Genomic DNA, 24,108 nt, shown 5'->3' on the forward strand with positions numbered 1-24,108 from the left:
GTGTTCTATCGAGCATCTGCTGTTCAGTCTAACTAGCAATGTAATAACTAGATCTCCGATAAGAACACTCGGGGCTGACTATTTTAGCTCTAAACTGATCGCTGAAGGTTGTAAGCTGACAGCTATCAGTTCAAAGATAAAAGAATCATTCTTCAGATGTTCTTTCCCCCATCATCGACTATCCTATGTATCTAAGTGTCTGTTTAAAAAACACTATTTAAGCCTTGCTCTCGCTTTTCTTACCGTCTCTCAGCAAGGTGTATTTTAGGATTGATGTATGTATAAAATCTTCGAAGGATTCACCAAAGCCTTCCCAAAAAACGAACCTGAACAGCCGCCAAATACGGTTTTCGCGTTTTGTCGTTATTACACCAAGGGATTTGAAAAGCCTCTGCTACTGATGGCACTACTCAGTACCATAGTCGCCATTGTTGAGGTGTCCCTATTTGGCATGATGGGTAAACTTGTTGACTGGCTAGGGTCGAGCAATCCTGACACCTTTATGCAGGACAATGCCAATACGCTGATCACCTACGGTGTGTTGGTACTGATCATTATGCCAATTTTAGTCACCTTGCATTCACTGGTTCAACACCAGACCTTGCTAGGCAATTATCCAATGTCTATACGCTGGATGGCACACCGTTATTTGCTTAAGCAGAGCTTATCGTTTTACCAAGACGATTTTGCAGGGCGTATAGCCACTAAGGTAATGCAAACTTCCCTTTCTGTAAGAGAAACAGTGATGAAGACTCTGGACGTATTTGTGTACGTCTGCGTGTATTTTACCTCTATCATAGTGCTTCTCGCTCAAGCAGATTATCGCTTAATGCTGCCTATGCTAGCTTGGCTGCTCGCGTATATTGGTATTCAGATCTACTTTGTACCTCGCCTAAAACAGGTCTCTTCAGAGCAAGCAAATGCACGCTCAACGATGACGGGACGCATTGTCGATAGCTATACCAATATCGCAACGGTTAAGCTTTTTTCTCACAGTAAACGTGAGACCGAGTATGCCGAAGAAGGCATGGAGGGCTTCCTAGATACCGTTCATCGCCAGATGCGCCTTGTTACCGGCTTTAACGTGATGGTTGAAGTGGTGAACTATGTATTGGTGTTCGCTATTGCGGCCATCTCCATCATGTTATGGATGGACAATGCCATCAGCATTGGCGCCATTGCCATCGCAATCAGCTTGGCCCTGCGCCTAAACGGAATGTCGATGTGGATCATGTGGGAAGTGGGCGCACTGTTTGAAAACATGGGCACTACTGTTGATGGTATGGCGACACTTTCGAAACCTATAGACATCAAGGACAAACAAAATGCGAAACCTATTCAAGTAGAGAACGGTGGAATACATTTTGATGACGTTAGCTTTCACTATGGTGAAAATAAGGGCGTCATAAGCAATCTCAGCTTGAATATTAAACCTGGAGAAAAGGTAGGCTTAGTTGGACGCTCCGGCGCGGGTAAATCAACCTTAGTCAACCTTCTGTTGCGTTTTCACGATGTAGAGGGAGGCAAGATCAGCATCGACCAACAAGACATCTCAGCCATTACTCAAGACTCGCTACGTAGCAATATCGGCATGGTGACGCAGGATACCTCGCTGTTACATCGCTCCATTCGAGAAAATATCTTGTATGGCAACCCGACGGCAAGTGAGGAAGAGTTGATTGCCGCGACCAAGCAAGCACATGCCCATGAGTTCATCGAAACACTCACCGACCCGTTTGGTAATCTTGGTTATGATGCTCAAGTGGGAGAGCGAGGAGTGAAGCTCTCAGGTGGACAGCGTCAGCGAATTGCCATCTCTCGTGTGCTGTTAAAAGACGCACCGATATTGGTACTGGATGAAGCAACGTCCGCTTTGGATTCAGAGGTTGAAGCTGCTATTCAAGAGAGTCTGAATGAATTGATGAAAGGGAAAACCGTTATTGCCATTGCGCACCGTCTATCAACCATCGCCGCTATGGATAGACTCATCGTTCTAGATAAGGGGCACATAGTGGAGGAAGGAACCCATCAAGAACTCATACAGGGTAAGGGCATCTACGCACAGTTGTGGGCACATCAAACTGGTGGGTTTATTGCACAGTAGGTTTATTACGCTTTAAATTATTCGACTCTTCAGCAAATCAGGCCTAGAGAATTTCTAGGCCTTTTCTTTTTACCCTGCCTGCTGAAAGCCTTCTTCTTGAATCGACTGAGTATTGAATACAAAAAAAGCATCAATCCAATGCAACACAATGGCTGAATCGGGCGCTTCTTTTAACTGTTCAAAGGTGGAACGATAATGCTCTTCACTAATTAGGTGTTTACGCATTTCGATGAGTTCGGCGGTAAACTCCATAGAAAACTCAGGGTGTCCCTGAACGGTGAATATATGATTGTCCTTTGCCAGCATAAAGTTTGGACAAAAATCATTGGAGGCAACAACGCGCATCCCTCGAGGAACAGTAATCACCTGATCTTGATGACTCACTAACATTCTTAGCCTATCGATAGACAGGTTCATCCAGCGCTTTTGGGCAATAATGTTCACGTCATAGTTGCCCAGCCCCCAACCTTTGGATGATTTCTCCACTGTACCACCAAGTGCACGAGCGATGAGTTGATGACCAAAGCAGATACCCACCAAGGGTTTACGTCTTGCTTCACAGCGTTGAATCCAGTCTATTAATCCTAAGATCCAGGGGTCATTATCATACGCATTACAGACACTCCCTGTGAGTATGTAGCCGTCGCAATCTTCTAGCTCAGGCAGCTGCTGATTGAATGCATCATATTCGTAGAAGGTGATTTCATTGTTGACCGCTTTGAATACCGACGCGATCATATTTGAGTACTGACCGTAATTTTCAGAAAGTGCTGGCGCTAAATGCCCGCATACTAGAATCCCTATTTTCATCCATCGCCCTCGCTTATCCTATGAGAATTCCGCCTAGTCATTAGGGTCTGTTGACCTTTTGCGATTAAATTTTGCTCGACCAGAAGCCATTTAATCAAGGCGAGGGACTTGCCGCCTAGTCATCTAAGCAAAAGTCGCTCAACGATGAGTAAATGGGTTCTGGTCGAGCCCTTCGGGTAGCGCTTTGTTGGGCATTTCTACCGCGTTAGTCACTTTTCATGTGGAACCACCACACCTAAAAGCGACCGCCTTGTATTAATACCCAACAAATCGCTACAAAAATAACCTCAAAAGATCAACAGACCCTAACGAGTATAGGCGCTTATTTCTCTCCACTGCGATAAATTGGCAAAGAATCAAGCTCAAAAAACAACCACAAAACCAAAGCGCAAACTTGACGACAGATCACACTTTCGGAATGGAATTTGAAATTATTGCTCTATTTATGGGATCTCATAAATAGTCACTCGCTTTCTATAACGTCAACCCTTTAAATCGACAATAACTGAATACCTAGATACCCAAACTGCATAAGGAGTGAATAAATAAAGGGGTTATTCAATCACAATGAATATTTGAGGCTTGCTAAGCCCTTCTAAGCCTGTATTGTGACTTCTCATTTTAGATTGCAAGGGATGCATTTATTATGCTGTTGATACGTCCAATTACAGCAAGCGATCGTCAAGGACTGGCGGAATTAGCGAAACAAACAGGTACTGGTTTCACCTCAATGCAGGATGATCCAAAGCGCATCGACCAGATGATCGAAGATGGTTGCGCTGCGTTTGAGAGCGACACTCCTCTGGAAGATGGATACTATTTGTTTGTTGCTGAAGATCTAGAACAACAAGCATTAGTAGGGACGTGTGCAGTTCAAGCCGGTGTCGGCCTACAGGACCCTTTCTACAGCTATCACCTAGACACTACTGTCCATGCCTCTCGTGAACTTGATGTATACAGCAAGGTGCAAACCCTAAGCCTCAGCAATTTCCATACAGGATGCACTGAGTTGTGCACTCTGTTTTTGCTTCCTGAATCAAGAAAGGGCTACAACGGCCATTTGCTTTCTAAGAGTCGTTTTTTGTTCATGGGACAAAACCAACAACGCTTTGATTCTACTGTTATTGCTGAAATGCGCGGCTTTAGCGACGAAGAAGGGAGCTCACCATTTTGGGAAGGCCTAGGACGTCACTTTTTCAACCTAGACTTTGCAATCGCAGATAAGTTATCGATGCACGATAAGGTGTTCATCGCTGAATTAATGCCAAAGAACCCTATCTACACCAACTTGCTTCCAGAAGAAGCTCAAGAAGTGATTGGTCACACACACCCACACACTCTGCCAGCACGCAAGCTTTTGGAGTCAGAAGGATTCCGCTTCAATCACTACGTCGATATTTTCGATGCAGGCCCTATGTTGGAATCACAAGTCAGGGATATTAGAGCGGTTCGAGAACAACGCTTAGCGACGGTAAAAGTGGCTGAAGACATCACTCCAAGCGAGATACCTTACCTAGTCAGCAATGGCAAAGTGAAGCACTTTAGAGCCCTAGCAACCAAAGCGATTCAATTTGACGGTAATACCATCATTATGGATACCAAGCTTGCAGATACATTGCAGCTAAAAGAAGGCGATTCTGCGCCGTTTGTTCCACTGTTTAACGCTCTAGCAGAGCAAGAGTAGAATCCATTCAAGGAGTGAAGATGAACAACTCAACCCAACATGTTGAAGCCAATTTTGATGGTCTTGTGGGCCCTACTCACAACTATGCTGGTCTTTCTGACGGAAACCTTGCCTCGAAGAACAATCAAACCAAGGCATCTAGCCCTAAACTAGCGGCCAAAGAAGGCCTAAAAAAAATGAAGGCGTTGCACGACCTTGGAATGGTTCAGGGCGTAATCGCACCTCTTGCTCGCCCTGATATCGGCACACTTCGTCAATTAGGCTTTACCGGTGATACCGCTGCAGTGTTAAAACAAGCCGCTAAGCATTCACCTGCACTTTTGGCTGCTTGCTGCTCTGCATCAAGCATGTGGACAGCAAACGCGGCGACTGTGTCTCCAAGCAGCGATACTCACGATGGCAAACTGCACTTTACGCCTGCAAACCTAATCAACAAATTTCATCGCTCGATTGAACACCCACAAACGGGTCGAATCCTAAAGGGGATGTTCAGTGACGCTAACCACTTTGCTCACCATGATGCGCTTCCATCTAGTAACTATTTTGGTGACGAAGGTGCCGCAAATCATACCCGCTTCTGTAATGAGTACGGTGACCGAGGTGTAGAGTTCTTTGTGTTTGGTGAGAGTGCGTTTAATGGTGCAATACCAAAACCAAAACGCTTCCCGGCACGCCAAACGTTAGAGGCAAGCTCTGCTATCGCTCGCATACATGGCTTAGCGGAAGATAAAGTCGTGTTTGCTCAGCAAAATCCTGATGTTATTGACGCGGGTGTATTTCACAATGACGTAATTGCCGTGGGTAACAGAGACGTCATGTTCTGCCACGAACACGCTTTTTTAAACAAAGACGCTGTTTATAACAGCCTAAGTACCGCGCTAGATAAGCCATTAAATGTCATAGAAGTTCCTGACTCTGCAGTATCGGTTGCCGACGCAGTAGGAAGTTACTTATTTAACAGCCAATTGCTCAGCCTACCAAACGGTAAAACGGCGTTGGTCGTTCCTAGAGAATGTGAAGAAAACCCGCAAGTCTCTGATTACCTGCAAACCTTAATTGCCAGCAAGCAAGGCATCGATGAATTACTCTGTTTTGACTTGAAGCAGAGTATGCAAAATGGCGGTGGCCCAGCGTGTCTGCGTTTACGTGTGGTTCTTTCTCCTAAAGAGCAAGCGGCGATGAACCAGTCTGTCATTATGAATGACTCGCTGTTTGCCACGCTAAATCAATGGGTAGATGCGCATTATCGTGACTCTATTTCAGCTCAAGACCTGGTAGACCCTGCATTGTTAACAGAGAGCCAGTCGGCACTGGATGAGCTCACTCAGATACTGAAACTAGGTTCGGTGTATGACTTCCAGAAGACAGGAGCATGACCGGAAACGCAAAATAGAGTGCAACAAAGTATGAAATTAGTTGCACTCTATTGATATACCTTGATTTGTTTACAAATTGAGTAGATTTGCGACTAAAATCCAGATAGGATTATTTTGTAGTCACCATTCTCAACGACTACAAAATGAGAAGGCTTAGCTTAAAGCCTCATAAATTTGGTCTTATCTGTATCAGTTGGCTAACTTACATATATCAGACCCACTCTCCATACCCAAGGCTATCCACCTTGGGTTTTTCTTTATTGAACATAGCTGTCAGCTGCAAGCTTAAAGCTGTCAGAAAAAGAATCTTTTTGAGAGCGGTCATTGCCAAGACTTTTATTGGCAACCTCTATGTCCCAGCATTCCTAGATTCCCGCTAACAACATGCGGGAATGACCTCGTTGAGCACGTCGCTAACTATAAGCTCGTTATCCTCGAGGTCTCCTATCGAGGATCTACATGCACCTTCGTTCCTAGATTCCAGATAGAAGCACTCTGGAATGACCTCGTTGAGCACGTCGCTAATTGTAAGCTCGTCACCCTCGAGGTCTCTTATCGAGGGTCTCGATGCACCTTCATTTCTAGATTCCAGATAAAAGCACTCTGGAATGACCTTATTGATCACGTCGCTAACTTTGAGCTCGTCATCCTCGAGATCTCCTATCCAGGATCTACATGCACTTTAGTTCCTAGATTCCAGATAGAAGCACTCTGGAATGACGAAGTCATATTAGTCTTCTGGCTGAAGGCTGATAGCTGACAGCTGACAGCCAAAAAAAACACAACCCAATAACAAAACCGCAACAACATTGATCTAGATCATTTTCTGAAATGCTCAGCTGAATTAAGGTGAAGTTGTTAACAAAGTGTGAACAAAGGAGTATTCGCATGGAACTAAAACAAGACCCAAGATGCTACACCGACGTATGCGTAAACGGACTTTGGTATCACTATGATCACTGCGGGACAAAGGCTTATGTACTCAAGGGAGGGGCTTCACCTTCGGTGGACTTTCATAAAGAGCCCAAAACTGAGGACGAGCTGGTCGATATGATCAAAGCATTGGACCAGGCTAAATAGTTAAAACTACAACTAAATACCAATAAAAAACGCCCTGACTCACATCAGGGCGTTTTATTTTATTCGAATGTTTATGACCCTAGAAAGCTTATGCGTTGCGGCGTGCGGTCACAGCGTCTGCAAGTTGGTGCAGTACCTTCTCAGTGTCTTCCCAACCAATACAAGCATCAGTAATAGACTGTCCGTATGTTGGCGCTTTGCCGTCAACTAGGTCTTGTCTGCCTTCCACTAGGTGTGACTCAATCATAACACCGAAGATAGCTTGCTCACCGTTCGCTAGTTGCGCTGAAACGTCGTCAGAGACGTTGATTTGACGCTGGTATTGCTTACTGCTGTTCGCGTGGCTGAAATCAATCATCACCTTCTGACGTAGCTTAGAGGCTTCTAGCTGTTGCTTAATATCAGCAACGTGCTCAGCACTGTAATTTGGCTCTTTGCCGCCACGAAGAATGATATGACAATCTGGGTTACCACCGGTTTCCACAATTGCAGAGTGACCGTATTTGGTTACAGATAGGAAGTGGTGAGATGCCTCAGCACTGCGAATCGCATCTGACGCAATCTTGATGTTGCCATCGGTACCGTTTTTGAAGCCAACTGGGCAAGATACGCCTGATGCCAGCTCACGGTGAACCTGAGATTCTGTAGTACGAGCACCGATCGCACCCCAGCTGATCAAGTCACCTACATATTGAGGCGTGATCATATCTAGAAACTCACCCGCCGTCGGTAGGCCCAAATCAGTTAAGTCTAGAAGCAGCTTACGAGCCATTCTTAGACCATCGTTAAGCTTGAACGTATCGTTCATGTACGGGTCGTTGATTAAGCCTTTCCAGCCAACCGTGGTACGAGGCTTTTCAAAGTAAACACGCATAACCACTTCTAGGCGATCACCTAACTCATCACGAAGAACTTTTAGACGCTTACCATACTCAAGTGCCGCCTCTGTATCGTGAATCGAACAAGGGCCAACGATAACCAATAAACGGTCATCTTGGTCATTTAAAATGTCGTGAATCGCTTTTCGTGAATTATATGTGGTCGCAGCAGCGGTTTCTGTTGCTGGAAAGCGTTCCAAAATAGCAATTGGCGGTAGTAGTTCTTTTACTCTTTTGATGCGAACGTCATCGGTTTGGTACATAGTAGATTATCCTTAAATTCTTACCGCTTACAGAATAAGCACTTGGCATTCTAAATTTATGCAGTGCAGTAACGGCATCTGTTTTGCTTGTGTCCATGCAACTTAACTAAGAAGAAAACGAGTTTCAATCACTTTTTTAATTAAAAAGCAATATTTCGACAATATATAAATTTTACGCAAGGTGTACAGTATGAGTTACACCCGTTATTAGGGAGTATTTAAGAGGCCTAATACACTCTCTAACACACTAATTTATAATGACTTAACAATAATTCAGCACTACGCTGCGCATGTAAACACTTTTCTTCTTGTGTAGGGAAATCTCTCATTCCTACTAACAACGGCCAGAAATAATATCCTTTTATCAATGCGTAGGCTTGCTCAGTAAATAAGCTAACCTCACATTCCTTCAATTTACCATCAGCCATCCCTTGCTTTGCCCAAACCGCGATCGCGCTATCTTCTTTGGAAAACTTTGCCACCTGCAATTGCAGCTCTTCAGGAGAATAAAAATAATGACCGATAGCAACACGAGCCAGCTCAATATAGTCAGGCGCGCAACTCGCCTCAATTTCTGCCAGTAACACTTTTTCTAGCTGCTCTTCCAGCGGCATATCTGGCTGATAGTCGAGGTTAATCTCCTGGACCGCTTCTCGCCACATAATGCCCACCAGCTCTATCACCAATGCTTCTTTAGAACTGAAGTGATTGTATACGGTGCGCTTAGACACATTGGCAAGGCTAGCAAGCTTATCCATGCTGGTGTTCTTAACGCCAAACTCAAGAAAAGATTGCTTTGCTGCGGTAAGGATCGCTTCGCGCTTTAATTCACTACGTGTCTTTTTCATTATTTATCAGAGTCTTATTTATGGTGGAGGAAAAACCATCACTTTATTTTACACTAAGTAGTTTACTTTTAAAGCACCGCATGTAAACTACACCGTATAGTTTACTTTAACTAGTGGCATTTACATGAAACGATTTGTATTGGGAGCACTGCTTATGTCTGCAACAACCATCAACGCAGCTGAATTTTCATCGGTTGAGAAAAACGGTAAATTTCAAAACAGCGAGATCGAATACACAAGTAGTTTTGGCGATCTTTACGGCATCATTAAATCCTATGTTACTGCCGATCGTGAACACCCAACTCCGCAACAGGCTTTGCCAAGCGTTCCCCTATCCCGAGAGGAGATTGAGAATACCACTAACCCTGCAGTTGCACGCCTAGGCCATAGCAGTATGCTCATTCGTCTAGATGGTAAAACTATTCTCACTGATCCCGTATTTAGTGATCGTGCATCACCCGTGCAGTGGGCTGGCCCGAAGCGTTTCCAACCTGCGGCTATCTCCATTGAAGCGCTCCCCACCATTGATATGGTTGTCATCAGTCATGATCACTATGATCACCTAGACAAACACGTCATCAAATCGATACACGCCAAGGTTGAACACTTTTTGGTACCGCTGCGTATTGGCAAAATCTTGCAAAGCTGGGGCGTTCCACAAGAAAAAATCACAGAATTAGATTGGTGGCAGGAAAAGACGATAGGCTCAATTACCTTCGCCGCGACACCCACCCAACATTTCTCTGGTCGTAGTCTATTTGATAGAGACCAAACCTTGTGGGCCAGCTGGGTCATAAAGGGCGAGCAAGCGAACTTATTTTTCAGTGGCGACTCTGGTTACTTCTCTGGATTTAAGGCTATAGGAGAAAAATATGGACCCTTTGATCTGACCATGATGGAAACGGGTGCCTACAACGATGCCTGGAGTGATATTCACATGACGCCAGAGCAAAGTGTTCAGGCGCACATAGACCTTAAAGGCAAGGCAATGCTACCTATCCATAACTCCACTTTCGATCTTGCTCTGCATGATTGGTTTGAGCCACTTGAGCGCGCTCTTGTCCATGCAAACAGTAAGCAGGTTCAATTGGTCACTCCACTATTTGGCCAAATGGTCGATGTAGAGTCGCCAAGTAGTCATGCTCAGTATGCATGGTGGCGCGAATTGCAACCGTACAAAGAAGAGTTCAAGACAGCGGTAGCAAATACCCACTAATATTGAGCAAAGAGCAGAAACTAGGAAGCTAGGAAGCGCTCTGCTCTTCTTCTAAACATTGCTGCAAGTAATCTAGAAACAATCGGGTACGAGTATGCTCATAATCTAGCTTAGGGTAATACGCGTACACCATAGTGTCTTTTGCTTGCACATCTGGGAGGATTTTAACTAGGCTTCCCTGCATCAGTTCTTGTTGAATCATCACGGCATTGGAAATCAGAATACCCATTCCACTCTTGGCGGCGTGAAACATCGCCTCCGGATTGGTCGAAGCAAAATTTCCGTTAAGAGAGAGTCGTTTCCCATCAGCGAGTTTCAACTCTCGATGAAGCTGCTCACCAAAAATCAATACATTATGCTGTTGCAGTTCAGTGGTATCTTGCGGCTCGCCATGCTCGAGCAAATATTTCGGCGAAGCATAAAAACCTAAGCGATCTTCAAATAATGGCTTAGATTTAAAACTCAGTGAATTCAAATGTTCGAGCTCTCGGGTAATAAACAGATCTAGACTCATTTCCGGCATCTGTCCCGGCGTCGTGGTAATGAGTTGAATTCGAATATCCGGATATTTCTTCAAGAACCCATCAAGGTAATGAACTAAGAATTTCGAACCTACTGCTATGGTCGCTCCAATCTTCAGCATCCCATTCGGACTTTCACTGACCGAACGAGTTTCGTCTACTACCGACTGGAGTTGGTCGAGAAGTTGCTTAGTTCTATCATAAAACAACGCTCCCGCTTCTGTCTGAGTTACCGAACGAGTGGTGCGCTTCAATAGCTGCACACCTATTCTATCCTCTAGCCATTGTATGCGCTTGCTTACCGCAGAACTGGTCGTCGATAAACGTCTGGCAGCCCCATTAAAGCTCCCCTCCTCAACCACCAGCACATAGCTTTTCAGGCTCTGAATCCAATCCAAATTATATCCTTACAGGAATCAATCTAATTCCTAGTCGGGTAATTATCATCCACTGCATTTTAATCTAAACTATTCGGCATGAAATTAAAACACTCTTCAAAGATGAAACTGGGCCCATTAGTCTTGGCAATGATGATCATTGCTACAGGACAGATGGGGGTGAGCATTTACTTACCGTCACTGCCTTTAATTAGCGAAAGCCTGCAGGTAGACAAATCTCAACTGCAGTCGATCGTTACCCTATTCTTGGTCGGTTTTGGTGTCTCACAACTCTTTTATGGTCCCTTATCAGACGCCATTGGCAGACGTCCAGTATTCTTACTTGGGCAGTTTATCTACCTTATCGGCACTGTGATCTGTCTTGCCTTCTCCGATAGCATCACCACTCTTGAGGCAGGTCGATTATTGCAGGGACTAGGTGCGGGTAGCGCTTCAGTACTGGGCCGTAGCGTCCTTAGAGACAGCTATGACGGTGGACAATTAACAAAAGCCTTGGCTTATTTGTCTGTAACAGCATCTATTATGCCAATCCTCTCCCCTGTGCTTGGAGGATGGGTAGCCTTCCATTTGAGTTGGCATGCTGTCTTCGCTTTCGTACTGGTTTATCTCGGCGCTACATTCGTTATAGGTTGGTTTGTGATGCCAGAAACCTTGCCGTATGCTAAGCAAAAATTCAGGCCATCTTCAGTTCTTAGTAAGTACTTACAACTCATTAAGAACCCGCAAGTGATTGGCTCTGCATCCTACAATTGGTTCAGCTATCTGGCGGCAGTGGTATCGCTATCCATCATGCCTTACTTGATGCAGCAAGAAATGGGGATGAGTGCCGCTGACTACGGCACCCTAATGATCATACCCTCGGCAGGACTACTAGGTGGCAGTCTGTTGCTGAACATGCTTAATAAGCGATACAGCACCTTTCAATTGCTCGCTCTCAGCATTGGGCTATTCTTCTTTGCTGGGCTTTGGCTACTCATTACCCCATTTACGGTATTCAATCTGATCTGGGCGTTTACCTGGCTCACCGTGGCGCAGGGGCTTTCCTTCCCACTGTCAATCACGCTACTGCTACAGCCACACAAGAAAGACGCAGGTTCAGTTTCAGCGCTTTCTGGGTCGGTGCAGATGTGTATTGCAGGCTTTTTTGGAAGCTATCTAGTGGGTAATTGGGTGACGAATCAGATGGAGCTTGGGGCTCTTTACTTGTGCATTGGGGCAAGCATGGGCGCCGTATTGCTGTGTTCAGTGCTGAAGAAGAACCTTCAAGATAAAGCTCTATTGCAAGAAAAATAGTGGTATTAATTGGTCGCTAACGTATTGCGACCGTTCTGCTTGGCCTGATACAAAGCGTTATCAGCATCAGTAATAAGCTGCAGCAGTGAGTTATCTTCACTCGGTACGACACTTGCAATACCTAAGCTCACAGTCACATGGGGTGCCACGTCGCTCATTGGGTGTGGCAGTTGCATAGCGGCAACCTTGTCCAATACCGTCTTAGCCAGATGTGTGGCACCATCAAGACCAGTACTCGGCAATAAGATAACAAATTCCTCTCCCCCGTAACGAGCAACCAGATCCGCTGGGCGCGCTACACTGTCCTCCAGAGCTTTCGCAATGCTGACTAAGCACTGATCACCTTCAACATGCCCGTAATGATCATTGTATTGCTTAAAAAAGTCCACATCGCACATGATGATTGAAATAGGCAACTGTTCACGCTGCATCCGGCGCCACTCCATTTCAGACACTGAATCAAACTTTAAACGGTTAGAAATTTGAGTGAGGGCATCGGTCATTGAAAGCTCTTTCAGCCTCGCTAAAAGCTCCTCTAGGCTTGCCTCTCTATTCTCAATAACATCGAGCATTTTGTTGAGTTGTCGAGATAACTCCCCTATCTCGTCACTTGTTTCTACCTGTGCACGCTTTTTATAATCTTTAGTATTAGTGATTGCCGTCGCTTTCTGTGTGAGGTGAGTTACTGGCTCCAGTACTACCTTCCGCAAAGTAATCCACAATGCAAACAACAGTAAAAACCCAAGTAAAACACTCGTAAAGAGAGCCGATTGGACCGCCACCTTACCCTGCGCACTGATGTCTCTAGGGAAGAAGGATTCTACCAACATGATCGGCACGCCATAGCTAAACACATAACGTGAAACCTCTAGGGTTTCATCATCAATTTCAGTCACAACCAGCTCGTCATTGTAGGTTTTAGTCCTGTCCGCAACAGGCGTTATCTTAAATCTTACATGAGTTTGTTTGATGAAGTTCGAAACAAGGCTGGGGTCGATATAACGTCCACGAAGGACAAAGCCCTTAGAGGGACCAGTCTCTTGAGAGGTTAGGATAGGACGAATAGAGTAAACAACAGGTTTGTTTTCCAAAAGAACAAGCCCAGTGTAATGAGCTTCTGCACTGAACAAATCCAGATCTGTTTTTATCAATTTATCTTCTAAGCGATCAACAACACGCTGTACAAAACTACCATCATAAACAAGTGAATCAGTATCAGGGTCATAAATGCCATGCCAATGCAGGTGTTTTGCAAGGTCGAAGAAAAATAAGAAATCAAACTGACCATTTCGAAATGACTCAACGCCTAAATTTGCATCAATATAATCGAGGTTTTCTCCCTGGATAAACTCATAAGTATCATCCCAAGCCCCCCAATCTTTGTTTTGTAGGTCTAGATCAACAATATCCTCATTGAAACGAGCCGCCACTCGCTCAAAGTTCGTAATGGCATCTTCTCTTTCTAGCTGTTTAAAGACAGGAAAAACGTACTGCCAGTGCGCAAAATAGCTCACGGCTACCATGGCAGCTAAAAGTGGCAACAGTATGTAGAGGATTTTTTTTGATAAGGACATTTAGTGCTTAAATACCGTTGTATGACGAAAAACACCAACTATCTAGATAGATTTATCAGTTGGATCAAGGAATTATGAACATTATTACTGTGCTTATAATAGACTAAAATTATGCAAATGGGTGAATGAGCGCCCCTGAAGCAAGCACATCACACAAGGATCGTTATGTCTCGAGTCAACATCTACAATGTACAGCCTGCCGCTTATAAAGCTTTTTTTGCGGTAGAAGCTTATCTAAAGCAATGCGCTTTTGACCCTATTATCGAAGAGATCGTTCGCGTTCGTACCTCTCAGATCAACGGTTGCGCCTACTGCATACACGTTCACACAAAAGGGGCACTGCAACATGGGGAGACACAAGAGCGTATCTTTGCATTGTCAGTGTGGAAGGAATCGAAGCTATTTACCGGTCAAGAAAGAGCCGTGTTAGCGCTGGTTGAAGAGATGGTTCATATCTATGCGCAGGGGATTACCGATGACACCTATAAAGCGTTAGAGCAACACTTTTCGGAAGACCAAGTTGCTCAACTCATCGTTCTTTGTACCATGATGAATGCTTGGAATCGCTTAGGTGTTGCAACCCATGCTAATGAGTTGACTGTATACAAATAGTAGAGAAAGGAAATCGAGGCCTGATGCTACTCTCAGGCCTCTGAAAATCGGCTTTATAACCCTATAGCGATAGCTTCACTGCAGGCTCAGCTATACCTTTACCCACTCCGGTCAATACCAAAGTTTTACCTTCATTGGCCGAACGGTCTTCAATACCGACTTTAGCTGAGGTCACATACAGCGTATCGAGGTTCTCTCCACCAAATGCAGGACAAGTGGGTTGTTTAACGGGAACAGGATAACGTTCAACAATCTCACCCTCCGAAGAATAACGTACTAGCTCTCCAGCGCCCCAATGCGCACTGATCATATCGCCATTGGCAGCCACAATTGCTCCATCAGGCTCTCTAAAGTTTTCTGAATGATCGATAAACAGCTCCGGCTCAGCGATAGGCCAACCCGTGTCTTGATCTAGCTTCATTCTCATTATCTGCGCCGTAGGAGAATTCGTGAAATAGACCCAATGTTTATCCGCAGAAAAGCAGCAGCCATTAGGTATCGTGATATTTGAAATAACCTTGGTAAGCTTGCCCTGAAAGTAGCGATAAAACGCTGCTTCTCCCTCAATGGCATCGCGATGCATCGTACTTATCCAAAAACCGCCCCAAGGATCTGCGCGTCCATCGTTGCTACGGTGCGTCAATGGATCATGCTCAAAACCAACAACCAGCTTAAGCGACTGTTGTTCAATATCCAGCAAATGAAGACCAACCTCATCGGCTAAAAGTAAAGAGTCTTTATCTACCCATCCAAGAGCTGATGGAGTTCGTTCTAGTGGGGTATCGACAATTTCTTCACCCTTAAGTGATAACAATCGATGCTCAATAATATCGATCCAAAACATTTGTTGACGTTCAGGGTGCCAAAGAATCCCCTCCCCTAAACCACAAGGGACATGCTGCAGTGCAGAAACCGTGATCATAACTTCCTAGCTTTTCATTTTTATAGTGGGATAGAGGAAACCATAAACAAGTAAAAAATGCCGATAGACGGCTCGCAGTTATTTATTTTCTTACAAACTAACTTGATTTAAGCGTGGCGCAAATTGGACATCATAATAAACCTCAAAGGTTAAAATGCACGCAATTCGAACAATCTAACCCGTTTGCAAGTGAGTCATACTATGCCGATATCCATCAAAAAAGCCGCCACTACAGTCGCCCTACTTTCAACGCTGTTTGCGCTTCCTGTATTAAGCAGCGAACAAGATACCGACAAGAAAGCCTTAGCGGATGAGGCAGCTAAAGAGTTAGCCAACCCAAACACTGCATTAGCGAGCCTGAACTTTAAGTTTCAGTATTATTCTGGTTATGACGGTGGCGGCGATAGCTCAACTATCTTATTCCAACCTGCACTGCCCTTCCCGATGGATAACGGCGACAAGGTGATATTCCGCCCTGCACTGCCTTATGTCATCAACAACGATGTGGGCAACTTGAACAGGGATGACTCAGGCTTTGGCGATATCTCTTTCGATCTGGCGTATGCACCAAAAGCAGCACCGGGAAACATCACCGCCTTTGGTCTTATCGCGCAACTACCTACAGGTAGTAGTGGCTTTAGTTCAGAGCAGTTTGCTGTGGGCCCTGAGATGCTGTTAGGTAAGGCAAGTAAAGAGCGTATCTTTATCTTCTTCCCTAATCACCTATGGGGGGTTTCTAATAGTTCTGACAAGATAAATGGTGAACATGTCATTGAAGATATTAATCGCACCTCTGTGCAGATTGGCTGGGTAGAATTGCTGGGCAATGGCTGGACTATCGCCTCCTCTCCAACAATGACTTATGACTGGAACACAGACCAAGCAGAGATCCCGCTGAACTTTCAAGTGAGCAAGACCGTCATTATGGGCAGTCGCCCTTGGAAGATTGGCTTAGAGGCTAACTACTACATCGAGAAAGACGAGAAGACACGTCCAGACTTTATGATTGGCTTGAATATTACGCCGGTGGTAGAGAATAAGTTTGCTGGGTTGTTTTAGGGGTAGTATTTAGACCCCCGATAGGAGCGCTCGGGGGTGACGGAATTTGGGGCTCGGGAGGACGGGAGACGGGGTTCTGGGTTATGGGTTCTGGGTTCTGGGTTCTAGCTTCTAGCTTCTAGCTTCTAGCTTGATATGACCCCGTAAAAGTAGACACGGGGCTTTACTTTACTAGCTCGAAATCATTGGGACTAACTCCATCGAGTGTCCCATGTTTTCTCACTGAATTATAATAATTAACAATATAAAGTCGACTTTGAGTGATCATTTGCTGGCGAGATATCTCTCCAAGGTTACTCATCCACTCTTTTTTGTACTGGGCGAAGAAGCTCTCTGTACACGCATTATCCCAGCAGTTTCCTTTTCTTGACATACTAACGGTAATGTTGCGTCTATAGTGCCAAAGTAAGGTGCATTCAGCGGTATATTGTGTTCCTTGATCCGAGTGAAACAATAGCTTTTCACCATTTGGTTTCCTCGCTTCCCATGCTCGATTTAGTGTCTTTATGACCAAGTCAGCATTATTAATTTTGCTTGTTCCCCAACCAACCACCTTTCTTGAATACAAATCGAGAACTACACATAAATACTGCCAACCATCTCGGCACCTAACTTGAGTGATATCAGATGTCCAAACACGATTGGGCTCTGCGACTTTGAACTTTCTGTTAAGTATATTAAGGGCAGTAATCTTACTCGACCTATTAGCTGCGCGACCAAAACTGCGTTTACAAGCCGTAGAGCGGTATCCCATAGCTTGTAGCAAGCGCTGAACCTTAGCTTTGCTACACACAAAACTATTCTCTACCGCCAACTTCCACAACTTCCTGTAGCCGGGAATGCAGTGTTGCTTGTCACTAGTAACCTTAAGGAACTCAGACAGAGAGCGGTTCTTTACAGAGCGTTCGCTAGGCTCACTGTTCAGCCATTTATAGTAGCCTGCACGAGACACCTCAAAGAGTTCACACAGCCATTTAATTGGCCGTTTAGCACTATGGTGCTTAGCGATAAACTCAAACTTTATTCTTTTCGACTGTCGAAGTAAGCCTTCGCCTTTTTTAACATATCATTCTCCATTTCAGCCCTTTCAAGTTGTTGTTTAAGACGAGCGATTTCTCGTTCTAACTCAACCAAAGAGTGCTCTGGACCTTCGTTTCTTAAAGGGTTTGAAGTTTTCTTAGATGATGTCAATTCTTGTCTCCATTTACTTAAAACAGCGGGATGAATTCCTAGCGATATTGCGACAGATTTTACTGTATCTGGAGACCTCAGGGATTTTTGAACAGCGTTTCTTTTAAACTCGTCTGAAAATATTCTTCTTGGCTTTATTTGCATGACACCTAATACCTTAAATTAGGTGTCTACTTTATCGAGGTCGTATCAGCTTCTAGCTTGTAGCCTGTCTCTTGATCACAAGTCGAGTCCTTTGAGCATTTCATAGGATTCGACTAATTGCATTAGCTGTAACCAACCATCCCATAGTGCAACAACACCTACACGACCATTCCTTTTACTATCATGCCAGCGACCTAACTTGGCGAGAGCGTAATACCCCCAATGCAGTGAAGGGGGCTCTGTCGGTATTGGCTTAGTTTTGTGTACCGCTTTCCAAAGTATTTTCCAACTGACGTTACTGAAATAAACCGTGCATGGAATATTTTTCGCCTCTTCCTTGTTTTGCGTCAGTTCTCGTAACTGAAATAAACGTACCGCGATAAAGGCTTGAATAACGGCTACACGACGTAAGTTATCACGACTTTGCATACGCAATCTTTCTACTTGTGTACCTTCTGATTTCCAGATTTTATGAAACTCCTCTATGCGCCACCTTAGTTCGTAGTAGCGAGCTATTTGACGAGCTTCTTCGGGAGTTGTCACTGGTTCGGTCGTATAAAGTACCCAGCGTAATTTACCTTTTTCGCCGTTGGGTTCGACTTCTTGGCAGACCACGGCATTTACAGTGATAGTGGCTTCTGCTTTAGCGCGTTGAGGCTTTTGCAACGTCACCGATGTATGGCTCAATGCTATCGTTGCGGTTCGCGCTCGACGTCCACCTTTTTGTTGAATATCTATGGTGTAGTGAGCGCTTGGTTCAAGGGCATCGAGCACTGTAAAAAGCTTTTCATCAAAGCCGACTAAGCGTCGATTATCACTTGCTCGTACGACAAAGCGGTGACCCTGGTTGATTTGATAGTCTAGATATTCGTACATATCCGCTTCACGATCACAAACATCAATGACATTGTCGAGCGTTTCAAGTCGTGATGAAAGTTGTTCAACATTATGCTGCCATTTATAACTCTCTTTTTCACTACGCTCTCTGCATTGTAACTGGTGGGTTTGTTGTACTTGCTTACTCTCTCGGTACCAATAGTGTTGATAAGCCAAACCCAGTACTTGTTCGCTCTGAGCATCCAACATCAATGTAGAATGAGCATAGAGTGTTCGCCCTTTATTGCTGTGGCGTCTGTCGCTCCCTGAATTGACTTCGCCAAGTTCTTCACAAACAGAATGGCGGTAGCTCAGACCAGTAGTATCTTGGAGTGCTAAGACTAAAGGGCGCTGACGAACTAACTCGTCAGTTTGAATGTATCCAGCCTCAGCAATGGCTTCAGGGCTGATACTATCGTTACGAATGAAGCGGTAAGCACCTTCGATACTAGCAGGGTTGTCACAAGAGCGACTCACCGATTTACCAGCGTTCTTAGCTAGATCACTGGCTACTTTAACCAGGCGGTTGGTGCGACGAGGATCGCCAAGTTGTGCGCGACCAAAAATAAATTCAGCCCAGTGCTCAGAGTTGGAAGTAAACATAGAAAGTGTGACCTAATAAGCTAAAGGAAGTATTAGATCACACTGAGATTAGATAACAAGACTTGTGTATGAAAGTCAGGCTTGTAGCTTGTAGCTTGTAGCTTGTAGCTTGTAGCTTGTAGCTTGTAGCATTATTTTTCACAATTGTTCACGCATACTCAATTTAGTAAGCTAGGGTAGAATAAGGTCATCCCCGAATTGTTTTATCGGGGATCTCGCCGACTTTAGTTGAATACGAGACATAGCAGGAATAACCCGTGAACAGCACAGCTCATACCGACATCCCCCTGATCAGAGTCGAAACCATTAGGCTGGTATTGAACTGTGCTCAAGATTACTTTCCTGCGCCTCTGATGGCTAAAGCAATAGAATTGTTACCTTCAAATCTTGAACGCCCCTATTTAGAGTCAATTCCTGAATACGCCTTCATTCACTTTATGCAAACCTTGTATCAAGAGTCTGAATCTCAAACGTTTGTTGATTACTTGGTCGACTGCACCGCGCAGTTGAGCTTTATGTGGCCTATCCCTATTGATCCTAAGCACAGCACACTGGTCTCAGTTCTCAACCAAGTCACAGAGCAATTTAAAACTCGCTCTAGTCAGTCAGAGATCCAGCTTGAACTGGAGGGCTATCAAAACCAAGTTAAAATCCACATCTCTACGGCTAACCACTATGAAAATCGTTATCAAGGCTCTGCATTTTGGCTAGAAATGAAGAGTTTATTCTTCTTGGTTCAATACATTCGACGACTGTTAGGTAAGGATTGGCTTCCCCTTTCTGTAGGCTTACAGCATGTGGATATCAATAGATTAGGCGGTGAGTTGAAGTTAGCAAAACAAGGCGTGTTTGTTGATAGAGAGAGTACGTACATTATCTTGTCAGAAGAAGAAGCCTATCAAGAGCTCAATGTGGCCCCTTACCAGTATTCTCTGCCAGAGTACGATGTGCTCGCCACCTATCATGAACAGTTTGCATCCGCGTTAATGCCTTACATTGGTGAGCGTAAACTCGACCTTGATAGCGCCTCTGAGATCCTCAATACCTCCAGACGCACTATTCAACGAAAACTAAACAATGAACACATCACATTTCGAAAGGTCATTGAACAGCTGCACATGCAGTTTGCAATTCGAGTACTAGAAGATGGTCGATTCAGTATCTCTGATATTGCTTCGCACCTTGGGTATGCCAACTCGTCAAAGTTTATCCGTGCCTTTAAGCGCATTACCGGTTTGCCACCCATGCAGTATGCCCAACAAAATGGGCTGAGCCCGCGTCCAGCGGCGAACGCGAGCAAAGCCTCTAACTAGCCTAAACCTTAAAAGACCGAAAGTAGAACGCCATAACCAATGAAGCTTGCTACCAAGGCGACAATCGGTAGTTTCATCTGTTTTAGCAAGAAGTAGCCAATAAGTACGATAGCAAAATCTTGCGCGCCGTTTACTGCACTGACAAAAATGGGTTGGTATAACGCGGCAATCAATAGTCCTACCACACCTGCGTTCACGCCTTTTAGTGCAGCAGAAACTCTTGGAATAGAGGCCAGTGCCTGCCAGTTGTTGATCACACACAACACCAGTAAGAACCCCGGCAAGAACACCGCCATTGTCGCCACTAATGCTCCGACAATAGGCTGCTGAGGCAACAATTCATAACCTAGGTAAGTGGCGAAGGTAAACATAGGACCAGGAACAGCCTGCGCGGCCGCATAGCCAGTTAAGAAGCTATCCGTTGTGAGCTGATCACCAATCAAGTTTTGCAACAGTGGAAGGACAACATGCCCACCACCAAATACTAAAGAACCTGCATAAAAGAAGTCATGGAAAATCTTCAGTATAGGGGTTTGGCTTGCAACAAAAGGACCAATCAACAGCACAGCCACAAAAATCACTAATGGCGTAACAGAAAGCTTACCTTTGACTGAGCTCGTTTCAGGTTGACCCTGTTGTTTGAACCACACCGAGCCCAGCACAGCACACAGCAGTAGCACAACAATTTGAGCTGCAATACCACTGAACATCAACATGGCAACCGCCACAAAGAGACACAAGCCAATGGATTGTTTGGTCTGACAAAAATTCTTGTACATCCCCACAATAGCGTCAGCAACCACCACAACAGCCAGCAATTTAAGAGCGTGAATAATGGCAATAAATAGCGACGTTTCTAGCAAGCTACTGCTTAGTAGCGCCAACGCTAACATCAAGATCACAGATGGTAAGGTAAAGCCGAAAAAGGCAGCAAAAGCGCCACCTATACCGCCTTGCTTATAGCCGAGAGCAAAGCCTACCTGACTAGAGCCTGGGCCGGGAAGAAACTGACTCAGCGCAACCAGTTGCGCATATTCCTCATCCGTTAACCATTGCTTCTGCTCTACAAAGGTTTTTCTGAAATAACCAATATGTGCTGCGGGCCCGCCAAAGCTAACCCACCCCAATGCAAAAAATATTTTAAAAATAGAAAACATAACCAATCACCAGTGATGAAATTTGTTGATACCCTAAGCGAAGCAACTCTATGACTCAAATTAATAGTATTGATATATTTCATGAATGAAATAGGATTAAAGAAACAAAGCACATCATGGAGGCTCAATGGCGGAGATAAATTGGAAAGGCGTTGACCTGAACTTGCTGGTCGCGTTTCAAGCCCTGCTTAGGGCTCGCAGTGTTTCTGCAGCGGCAAGTGAGTTGCACATTAGTCAATCGGCGATGAGCCACAGCCTATCTCGACTTCGCACTCTGTTGGGTGATCCACTATTTCATCGTAGTGGACATAAAATGGAGCCGACAGAAAGGGCTCTCAACTTGGGGAGTGATGTCGAACAAGTTCTGTCTGTGATTAAAAACAATATCCTGTCACCAGAAAAGTTCGATGCTGAAACCTTTAGTGGCACCTGTCGCTTGGGGCTCACCGATTACGCCGAGTTTGTCTTTGCCCCCCTTATATTCGACGCATTAACTGAGCAGGCCCCTAATGTTAAGGTCAGTTTTATCAATGTAAATCGGCACAACTTTGTCGACATCATTGAAAAAGAGCGCTTAGACTTGGTTATCGGAAGCTTTCCTGAACTCGGCGAGGGCTTTGAATCTCAAGAGCTTTACAAAGAAAGCCACGTTTGCTTATTCGATCCGGTCGCAACAGGGCTGAGTACACCGGTGAGCTTAGAAGATTTTTGTAGTCTTCCGCACGCATTAGTGAGTCCAGATGGTCGATGGGTGACCCCGACTGATAGCACGCTAGCAAAGCAAAACCACCAGCGAAACGTGCAGGTGATTTCTCGAAACTTCTTAACCATTGGTCAGTTAATAAAAGGGCGAAATCTCATCTGTATTGTGCCAAAACTGATGTCGATGATCCCCTACATTTCTGATGGGCTCACTCGCGCAAAACCCGCTATTGAGGTGAGTGACTTTACCATTAGCATGGTTTGGAAGAGCGGGCTGGCAAGTAATGATAAGCAACAGTGGCTACAATCTCGAGTAGCAACGGCAGTGCAAAATAATCAACTCAAGGAAAATAAGCAATAATGGAACATACCAAAGCTGAATGGCTTAATCTCTTCAAGTTAACCGACAGTGCAATCATCAATGAGATAATTTTGATCACCACCCTAAGCTTAGTTTTCTGGTTGGTTTGGAAGTTATTAATTGGAAGACTCGAAAGCATTGCTGAAAAAACTAAGATCACATGGGATAACGCCGTTATTCACGGTCTTAAGGCTCCTGTCAGTACCTTAATCTGGCTCTGGCCTGGTACCGTTTCTATGGGATTATTCCTTGAAGAAAACTTTACCCATGATTTTAATTGGCTCTCTACGCTTAAGCTAATTCTGGTTATTTGCATTGCGATTTGGACTCTATCTCGAATCATTACAAACTTTGAAAACCAGCTACTTGAGAAAAAAAACCGAGACGTCACTACAGTGCAAGCAGTCGCTAAACTCGCGAGATTGCTGGTCGTCATTATCGGTGTGCTTACGGTAATGCAAACCCTCGGACTGAGCCTTTCTGGCCTACTTACCTTTGGTGGTGTCGGTGGCTTGATTGCGGGTCTTGCTGCAAAAGACCTGCTCTCTAACTTCTTTGGCGGCATGATGATCTACTTTGACCGTCCATTTAAGGTCGGAGATTGGATCCGTTCTCCCGACCGCAGTATTGAAGGCACGGTTGACCGTATTGGCTGGCGAATGACCAAGATTATCACCTTTGATAAGCGCCCACTCTACGTACCCAACTCTGTGTTTAGTAGCATCGTGGTAGAGAATCCTTCGCGTATGACCAATCGCCGAATCTACGAAACCATAGGGCTTCGCTATAGCGATTCAACTAAGGTCGATAAAATCATTGAAGATGTGCATCACATGCTAAAGAACCACCCGGATATCGATGCCAATCAAACATTAATTGTGAACTTCAATACGTTTGGTGCGTCGTCCTTAGACTTCTTTGTCTACACCTTCACTAAGACAGTAAACTGGGTTCGATTCCACGAGGTGAAACAAGATGTGCTACTGCAAATTATGCAGATTATTCGCAACAACGGCGCTGATGTCGCCTTCCCTACTCAGACCTTAAAACTGGATCATCCACCTGAGCAGGCACTTATGCAGAAGTCATTGTAACCAGCAATACGTAACAAACCTAAGTGATG

General features: G+C 44.8%; 20 protein-coding genes. 11 read left to right on the forward strand and 9 right to left on the reverse strand.

All coding sequences use genetic code 11. The annotated features are described in order from the left end of the window. The first annotated feature begins 277 nt into the window (after nucleotides 1–277). Nucleotides 278–2,104, forward strand: a complete 1,827-nt coding sequence (locus OCU35_RS18895; RefSeq protein ID WP_261826224.1) for an ABC transporter ATP-binding protein — start codon at nucleotides 278–280, stop codon at nucleotides 2,102–2,104. 69 nt (nucleotides 2,105–2,173) lie between these two features. Here the strand turns inward: OCU35_RS18895 and OCU35_RS18900 are convergent, their stop codons facing one another. Then, nucleotides 2,174–2,914 carry a GMP synthase gene (locus tag OCU35_RS18900; protein WP_017031776.1) on the reverse strand — a complete coding sequence of 247 codons (741 nt, stop codon included), beginning with the start codon at nucleotides 2,912–2,914 and terminating at the stop codon, nucleotides 2,174–2,176. A gap of 646 nt (nucleotides 2,915–3,560) precedes the next feature. Here OCU35_RS18900 and astA point away from each other — a divergent pair. The 3 genes from astA to OCU35_RS18915 all read left to right on the forward strand — a co-directional run bounded on the left by astA (nucleotide 3,561) and on the right by OCU35_RS18915 (nucleotide 7,054). Further along, entirely contained in the window at nucleotides 3,561–4,598 is a 1,038-nt protein-coding gene (gene astA / locus OCU35_RS18905) for an arginine N-succinyltransferase (protein WP_261826225.1), read from the forward strand. Between the two features lie 20 nt (nucleotides 4,599–4,618). After that, entirely contained in the window at nucleotides 4,619–5,974 is a 1,356-nt protein-coding gene (astB, locus tag OCU35_RS18910) for an N-succinylarginine dihydrolase (protein WP_102555818.1), read from the forward strand. An 888-nt stretch (nucleotides 5,975–6,862) separates the two neighbouring features. Further along, complete coding sequence (locus OCU35_RS18915; RefSeq protein ID WP_017029021.1) at nucleotides 6,863–7,054, forward strand: hypothetical protein; 192 nt, start codon at nucleotides 6,863–6,865, stop codon at nucleotides 7,052–7,054. Between the two features lie 88 nt (nucleotides 7,055–7,142). On the opposite strand, the gene aroG is transcribed toward OCU35_RS18915, so the two are convergent. Both aroG and OCU35_RS18925 read right to left on the reverse strand, forming a co-directional pair. After that, complete coding sequence (gene aroG / locus OCU35_RS18920) at nucleotides 7,143–8,195, reverse strand: 3-deoxy-7-phosphoheptulonate synthase AroG (RefSeq protein ID WP_065210391.1); 1,053 nt, start codon at nucleotides 8,193–8,195, stop codon at nucleotides 7,143–7,145. 239 nt (nucleotides 8,196–8,434) lie between these two features. Beyond that, nucleotides 8,435–9,043 (reverse strand): TetR/AcrR family transcriptional regulator, encoded by a 609-nt coding sequence (locus OCU35_RS18925; RefSeq protein WP_017029019.1) that lies wholly within the window; start codon nucleotides 9,041–9,043, stop codon nucleotides 8,435–8,437. Between the two features lie 124 nt (nucleotides 9,044–9,167). On the opposite strand from OCU35_RS18925, the gene OCU35_RS18930 reads away from it, so the two are divergent. After that, nucleotides 9,168–10,259, forward strand: a complete 1,092-nt coding sequence (locus tag OCU35_RS18930; RefSeq protein WP_170963482.1) for an MBL fold metallo-hydrolase — start codon at nucleotides 9,168–9,170, stop codon at nucleotides 10,257–10,259. A 28-nt stretch (nucleotides 10,260–10,287) separates the two neighbouring features. Here the strand turns inward: OCU35_RS18930 and OCU35_RS18935 are convergent, their stop codons facing one another. Continuing rightward, the gene (locus OCU35_RS18935) at nucleotides 10,288–11,178 is read right to left on the reverse strand and encodes a LysR family transcriptional regulator (protein ID WP_102321672.1); all 891 of its coding nucleotides are present in this window, start codon (nucleotides 11,176–11,178) and stop codon (nucleotides 10,288–10,290) included. 78 nt (nucleotides 11,179–11,256) lie between these two features. On the opposite strand from OCU35_RS18935, the gene OCU35_RS18940 reads away from it, so the two are divergent. Continuing rightward, complete coding sequence (locus tag OCU35_RS18940) at nucleotides 11,257–12,471, forward strand: multidrug effflux MFS transporter (RefSeq protein ID WP_371936656.1); 1,215 nt, start codon at nucleotides 11,257–11,259, stop codon at nucleotides 12,469–12,471. A gap of 5 nt (nucleotides 12,472–12,476) precedes the next feature. On the opposite strand, the gene OCU35_RS18945 is transcribed toward OCU35_RS18940, so the two are convergent. After that, nucleotides 12,477–14,045 (reverse strand): diguanylate cyclase domain-containing protein, encoded by a 1,569-nt coding sequence (locus OCU35_RS18945; RefSeq protein WP_261826226.1) that lies wholly within the window; start codon nucleotides 14,043–14,045, stop codon nucleotides 12,477–12,479. 165 nt (nucleotides 14,046–14,210) lie between these two features. Between OCU35_RS18945 and OCU35_RS18950 the strand changes: the two genes are divergently transcribed. After that, nucleotides 14,211–14,657, forward strand: coding sequence for a carboxymuconolactone decarboxylase family protein (locus OCU35_RS18950; RefSeq protein WP_261826227.1), 447 nt, complete (start codon nucleotides 14,211–14,213; stop codon nucleotides 14,655–14,657). 61 nt (nucleotides 14,658–14,718) lie between these two features. Here the strand turns inward: OCU35_RS18950 and OCU35_RS18955 are convergent, their stop codons facing one another. Further along, nucleotides 14,719–15,579, reverse strand: a complete 861-nt coding sequence (locus OCU35_RS18955) for an SMP-30/gluconolactonase/LRE family protein (RefSeq protein WP_017029013.1) — start codon at nucleotides 15,577–15,579, stop codon at nucleotides 14,719–14,721. A gap of 201 nt (nucleotides 15,580–15,780) precedes the next feature. Between OCU35_RS18955 and OCU35_RS18960 the strand changes: the two genes are divergently transcribed. Next, on the forward strand, nucleotides 15,781–16,638 hold the full coding sequence (locus tag OCU35_RS18960) for a hypothetical protein (RefSeq protein WP_261826228.1): 858 nt from the start codon (nucleotides 15,781–15,783) through the stop codon (nucleotides 16,636–16,638). A 163-nt stretch (nucleotides 16,639–16,801) separates the two neighbouring features. On the opposite strand, the gene OCU35_RS18965 is transcribed toward OCU35_RS18960, so the two are convergent. Continuing rightward, a protein-coding gene (locus tag OCU35_RS18965; RefSeq protein WP_261825059.1) for an IS3 family transposase occupies nucleotides 16,802–17,973 on the reverse strand; the annotation gives its coding sequence in 2 pieces (ribosomal slippage) (nucleotides 16,802–17,703 and nucleotides 17,703–17,973; 1,173 coding nt in all). Between the two features lie 75 nt (nucleotides 17,974–18,048). Next, on the reverse strand, nucleotides 18,049–19,452 hold the full coding sequence (locus tag OCU35_RS18970; RefSeq protein ID WP_261826229.1) for an IS4 family transposase: 1,404 nt from the start codon (nucleotides 19,450–19,452) through the stop codon (nucleotides 18,049–18,051). A gap of 257 nt (nucleotides 19,453–19,709) precedes the next feature. Between OCU35_RS18970 and OCU35_RS18975 the strand changes: the two genes are divergently transcribed. Continuing rightward, complete coding sequence (locus OCU35_RS18975; RefSeq protein ID WP_261826230.1) at nucleotides 19,710–20,765, forward strand: helix-turn-helix domain-containing protein; 1,056 nt, start codon at nucleotides 19,710–19,712, stop codon at nucleotides 20,763–20,765. Nucleotides 20,766–20,773: 8 nt separating this feature from the next. Here the strand turns inward: OCU35_RS18975 and chrA are convergent, their stop codons facing one another. Continuing rightward, a complete protein-coding gene (gene chrA, locus OCU35_RS18980) occupies nucleotides 20,774–21,922 on the reverse strand; it encodes a chromate efflux transporter (RefSeq protein WP_261826231.1) in 1,149 nt (382 codons plus the stop codon). A gap of 127 nt (nucleotides 21,923–22,049) precedes the next feature. Between chrA and OCU35_RS18985 the strand changes: the two genes are divergently transcribed. Next, the gene (locus OCU35_RS18985) at nucleotides 22,050–22,985 is read left to right on the forward strand and encodes a LysR family transcriptional regulator (RefSeq protein WP_102489925.1); all 936 of its coding nucleotides are present in this window, start codon (nucleotides 22,050–22,052) and stop codon (nucleotides 22,983–22,985) included. Then, nucleotides 22,985–24,079, forward strand: a complete 1,095-nt coding sequence (locus tag OCU35_RS18990) for a mechanosensitive ion channel family protein (RefSeq protein WP_065210383.1) — start codon at nucleotides 22,985–22,987, stop codon at nucleotides 24,077–24,079. The genes OCU35_RS18985 and OCU35_RS18990 overlap by 1 nt, the downstream gene beginning before the upstream one ends. Nucleotides 24,080–24,108: the final 29 nt, after the last annotated feature.

It is taken from the genome of Vibrio breoganii (genome assembly GCF_024346795.1).
In the GTDB taxonomy this organism is placed as follows: domain Bacteria; phylum Pseudomonadota; class Gammaproteobacteria; order Enterobacterales; family Vibrionaceae; genus Vibrio; species Vibrio breoganii.

Bases quoted from the DNA above. Each gene is read 5' to 3' on its own strand.
- OCU35_RS18900 (WP_017031776.1), bottom strand. From the start codon at position 2,914: ATGAAAATAGGGATTCTAGTATGCGGGCATTTAGCGCCAGCACTTTCT.
- OCU35_RS18985 (WP_102489925.1), top strand. From the start codon at position 22,050: ATGGCGGAGATAAATTGGAAAGGCGTTGACCTGAACTTGCTGGTCGCG.
- aroG (WP_065210391.1), bottom strand. From the start codon at position 8,195: ATGTACCAAACCGATGACGTTCGCATCAAAAGAGTAAAAGAACTACTA.
- OCU35_RS18945 (WP_261826226.1), bottom strand. From the start codon at position 14,045: ATGTCCTTATCAAAAAAAATCCTCTACATACTGTTGCCACTTTTAGCT.
- OCU35_RS18955 (WP_017029013.1), bottom strand. From the start codon at position 15,579: ATGATCACGGTTTCTGCACTGCAGCATGTCCCTTGTGGTTTAGGGGAG.
- OCU35_RS18970 (WP_261826229.1), bottom strand. From the start codon at position 19,452: ATGTTTACTTCCAACTCTGAGCACTGGGCTGAATTTATTTTTGGTCGC.
- OCU35_RS18940 (WP_371936656.1), top strand. From the start codon at position 11,257: ATGAAATTAAAACACTCTTCAAAGATGAAACTGGGCCCATTAGTCTTG.
- OCU35_RS18925 (WP_017029019.1), bottom strand. From the start codon at position 9,043: ATGAAAAAGACACGTAGTGAATTAAAGCGCGAAGCGATCCTTACCGCA.
- OCU35_RS18990 (WP_065210383.1), top strand. From the start codon at position 22,985: ATGGAACATACCAAAGCTGAATGGCTTAATCTCTTCAAGTTAACCGAC.
- OCU35_RS18930 (WP_170963482.1), top strand. From the start codon at position 9,168: ATGAAACGATTTGTATTGGGAGCACTGCTTATGTCTGCAACAACCATC.
- astA (WP_261826225.1), top strand. From the start codon at position 3,561: ATGCTGTTGATACGTCCAATTACAGCAAGCGATCGTCAAGGACTGGCG.
- chrA (WP_261826231.1), bottom strand. From the start codon at position 21,922: ATGTTTTCTATTTTTAAAATATTTTTTGCATTGGGGTGGGTTAGCTTT.
- OCU35_RS18915 (WP_017029021.1), top strand. From the start codon at position 6,863: ATGGAACTAAAACAAGACCCAAGATGCTACACCGACGTATGCGTAAAC.
- OCU35_RS18950 (WP_261826227.1), top strand. From the start codon at position 14,211: ATGTCTCGAGTCAACATCTACAATGTACAGCCTGCCGCTTATAAAGCT.
- astB (WP_102555818.1), top strand. From the start codon at position 4,619: ATGAACAACTCAACCCAACATGTTGAAGCCAATTTTGATGGTCTTGTG.
- OCU35_RS18960 (WP_261826228.1), top strand. From the start codon at position 15,781: ATGCCGATATCCATCAAAAAAGCCGCCACTACAGTCGCCCTACTTTCA.
- OCU35_RS18895 (WP_261826224.1), top strand. From the start codon at position 278: ATGTATAAAATCTTCGAAGGATTCACCAAAGCCTTCCCAAAAAACGAA.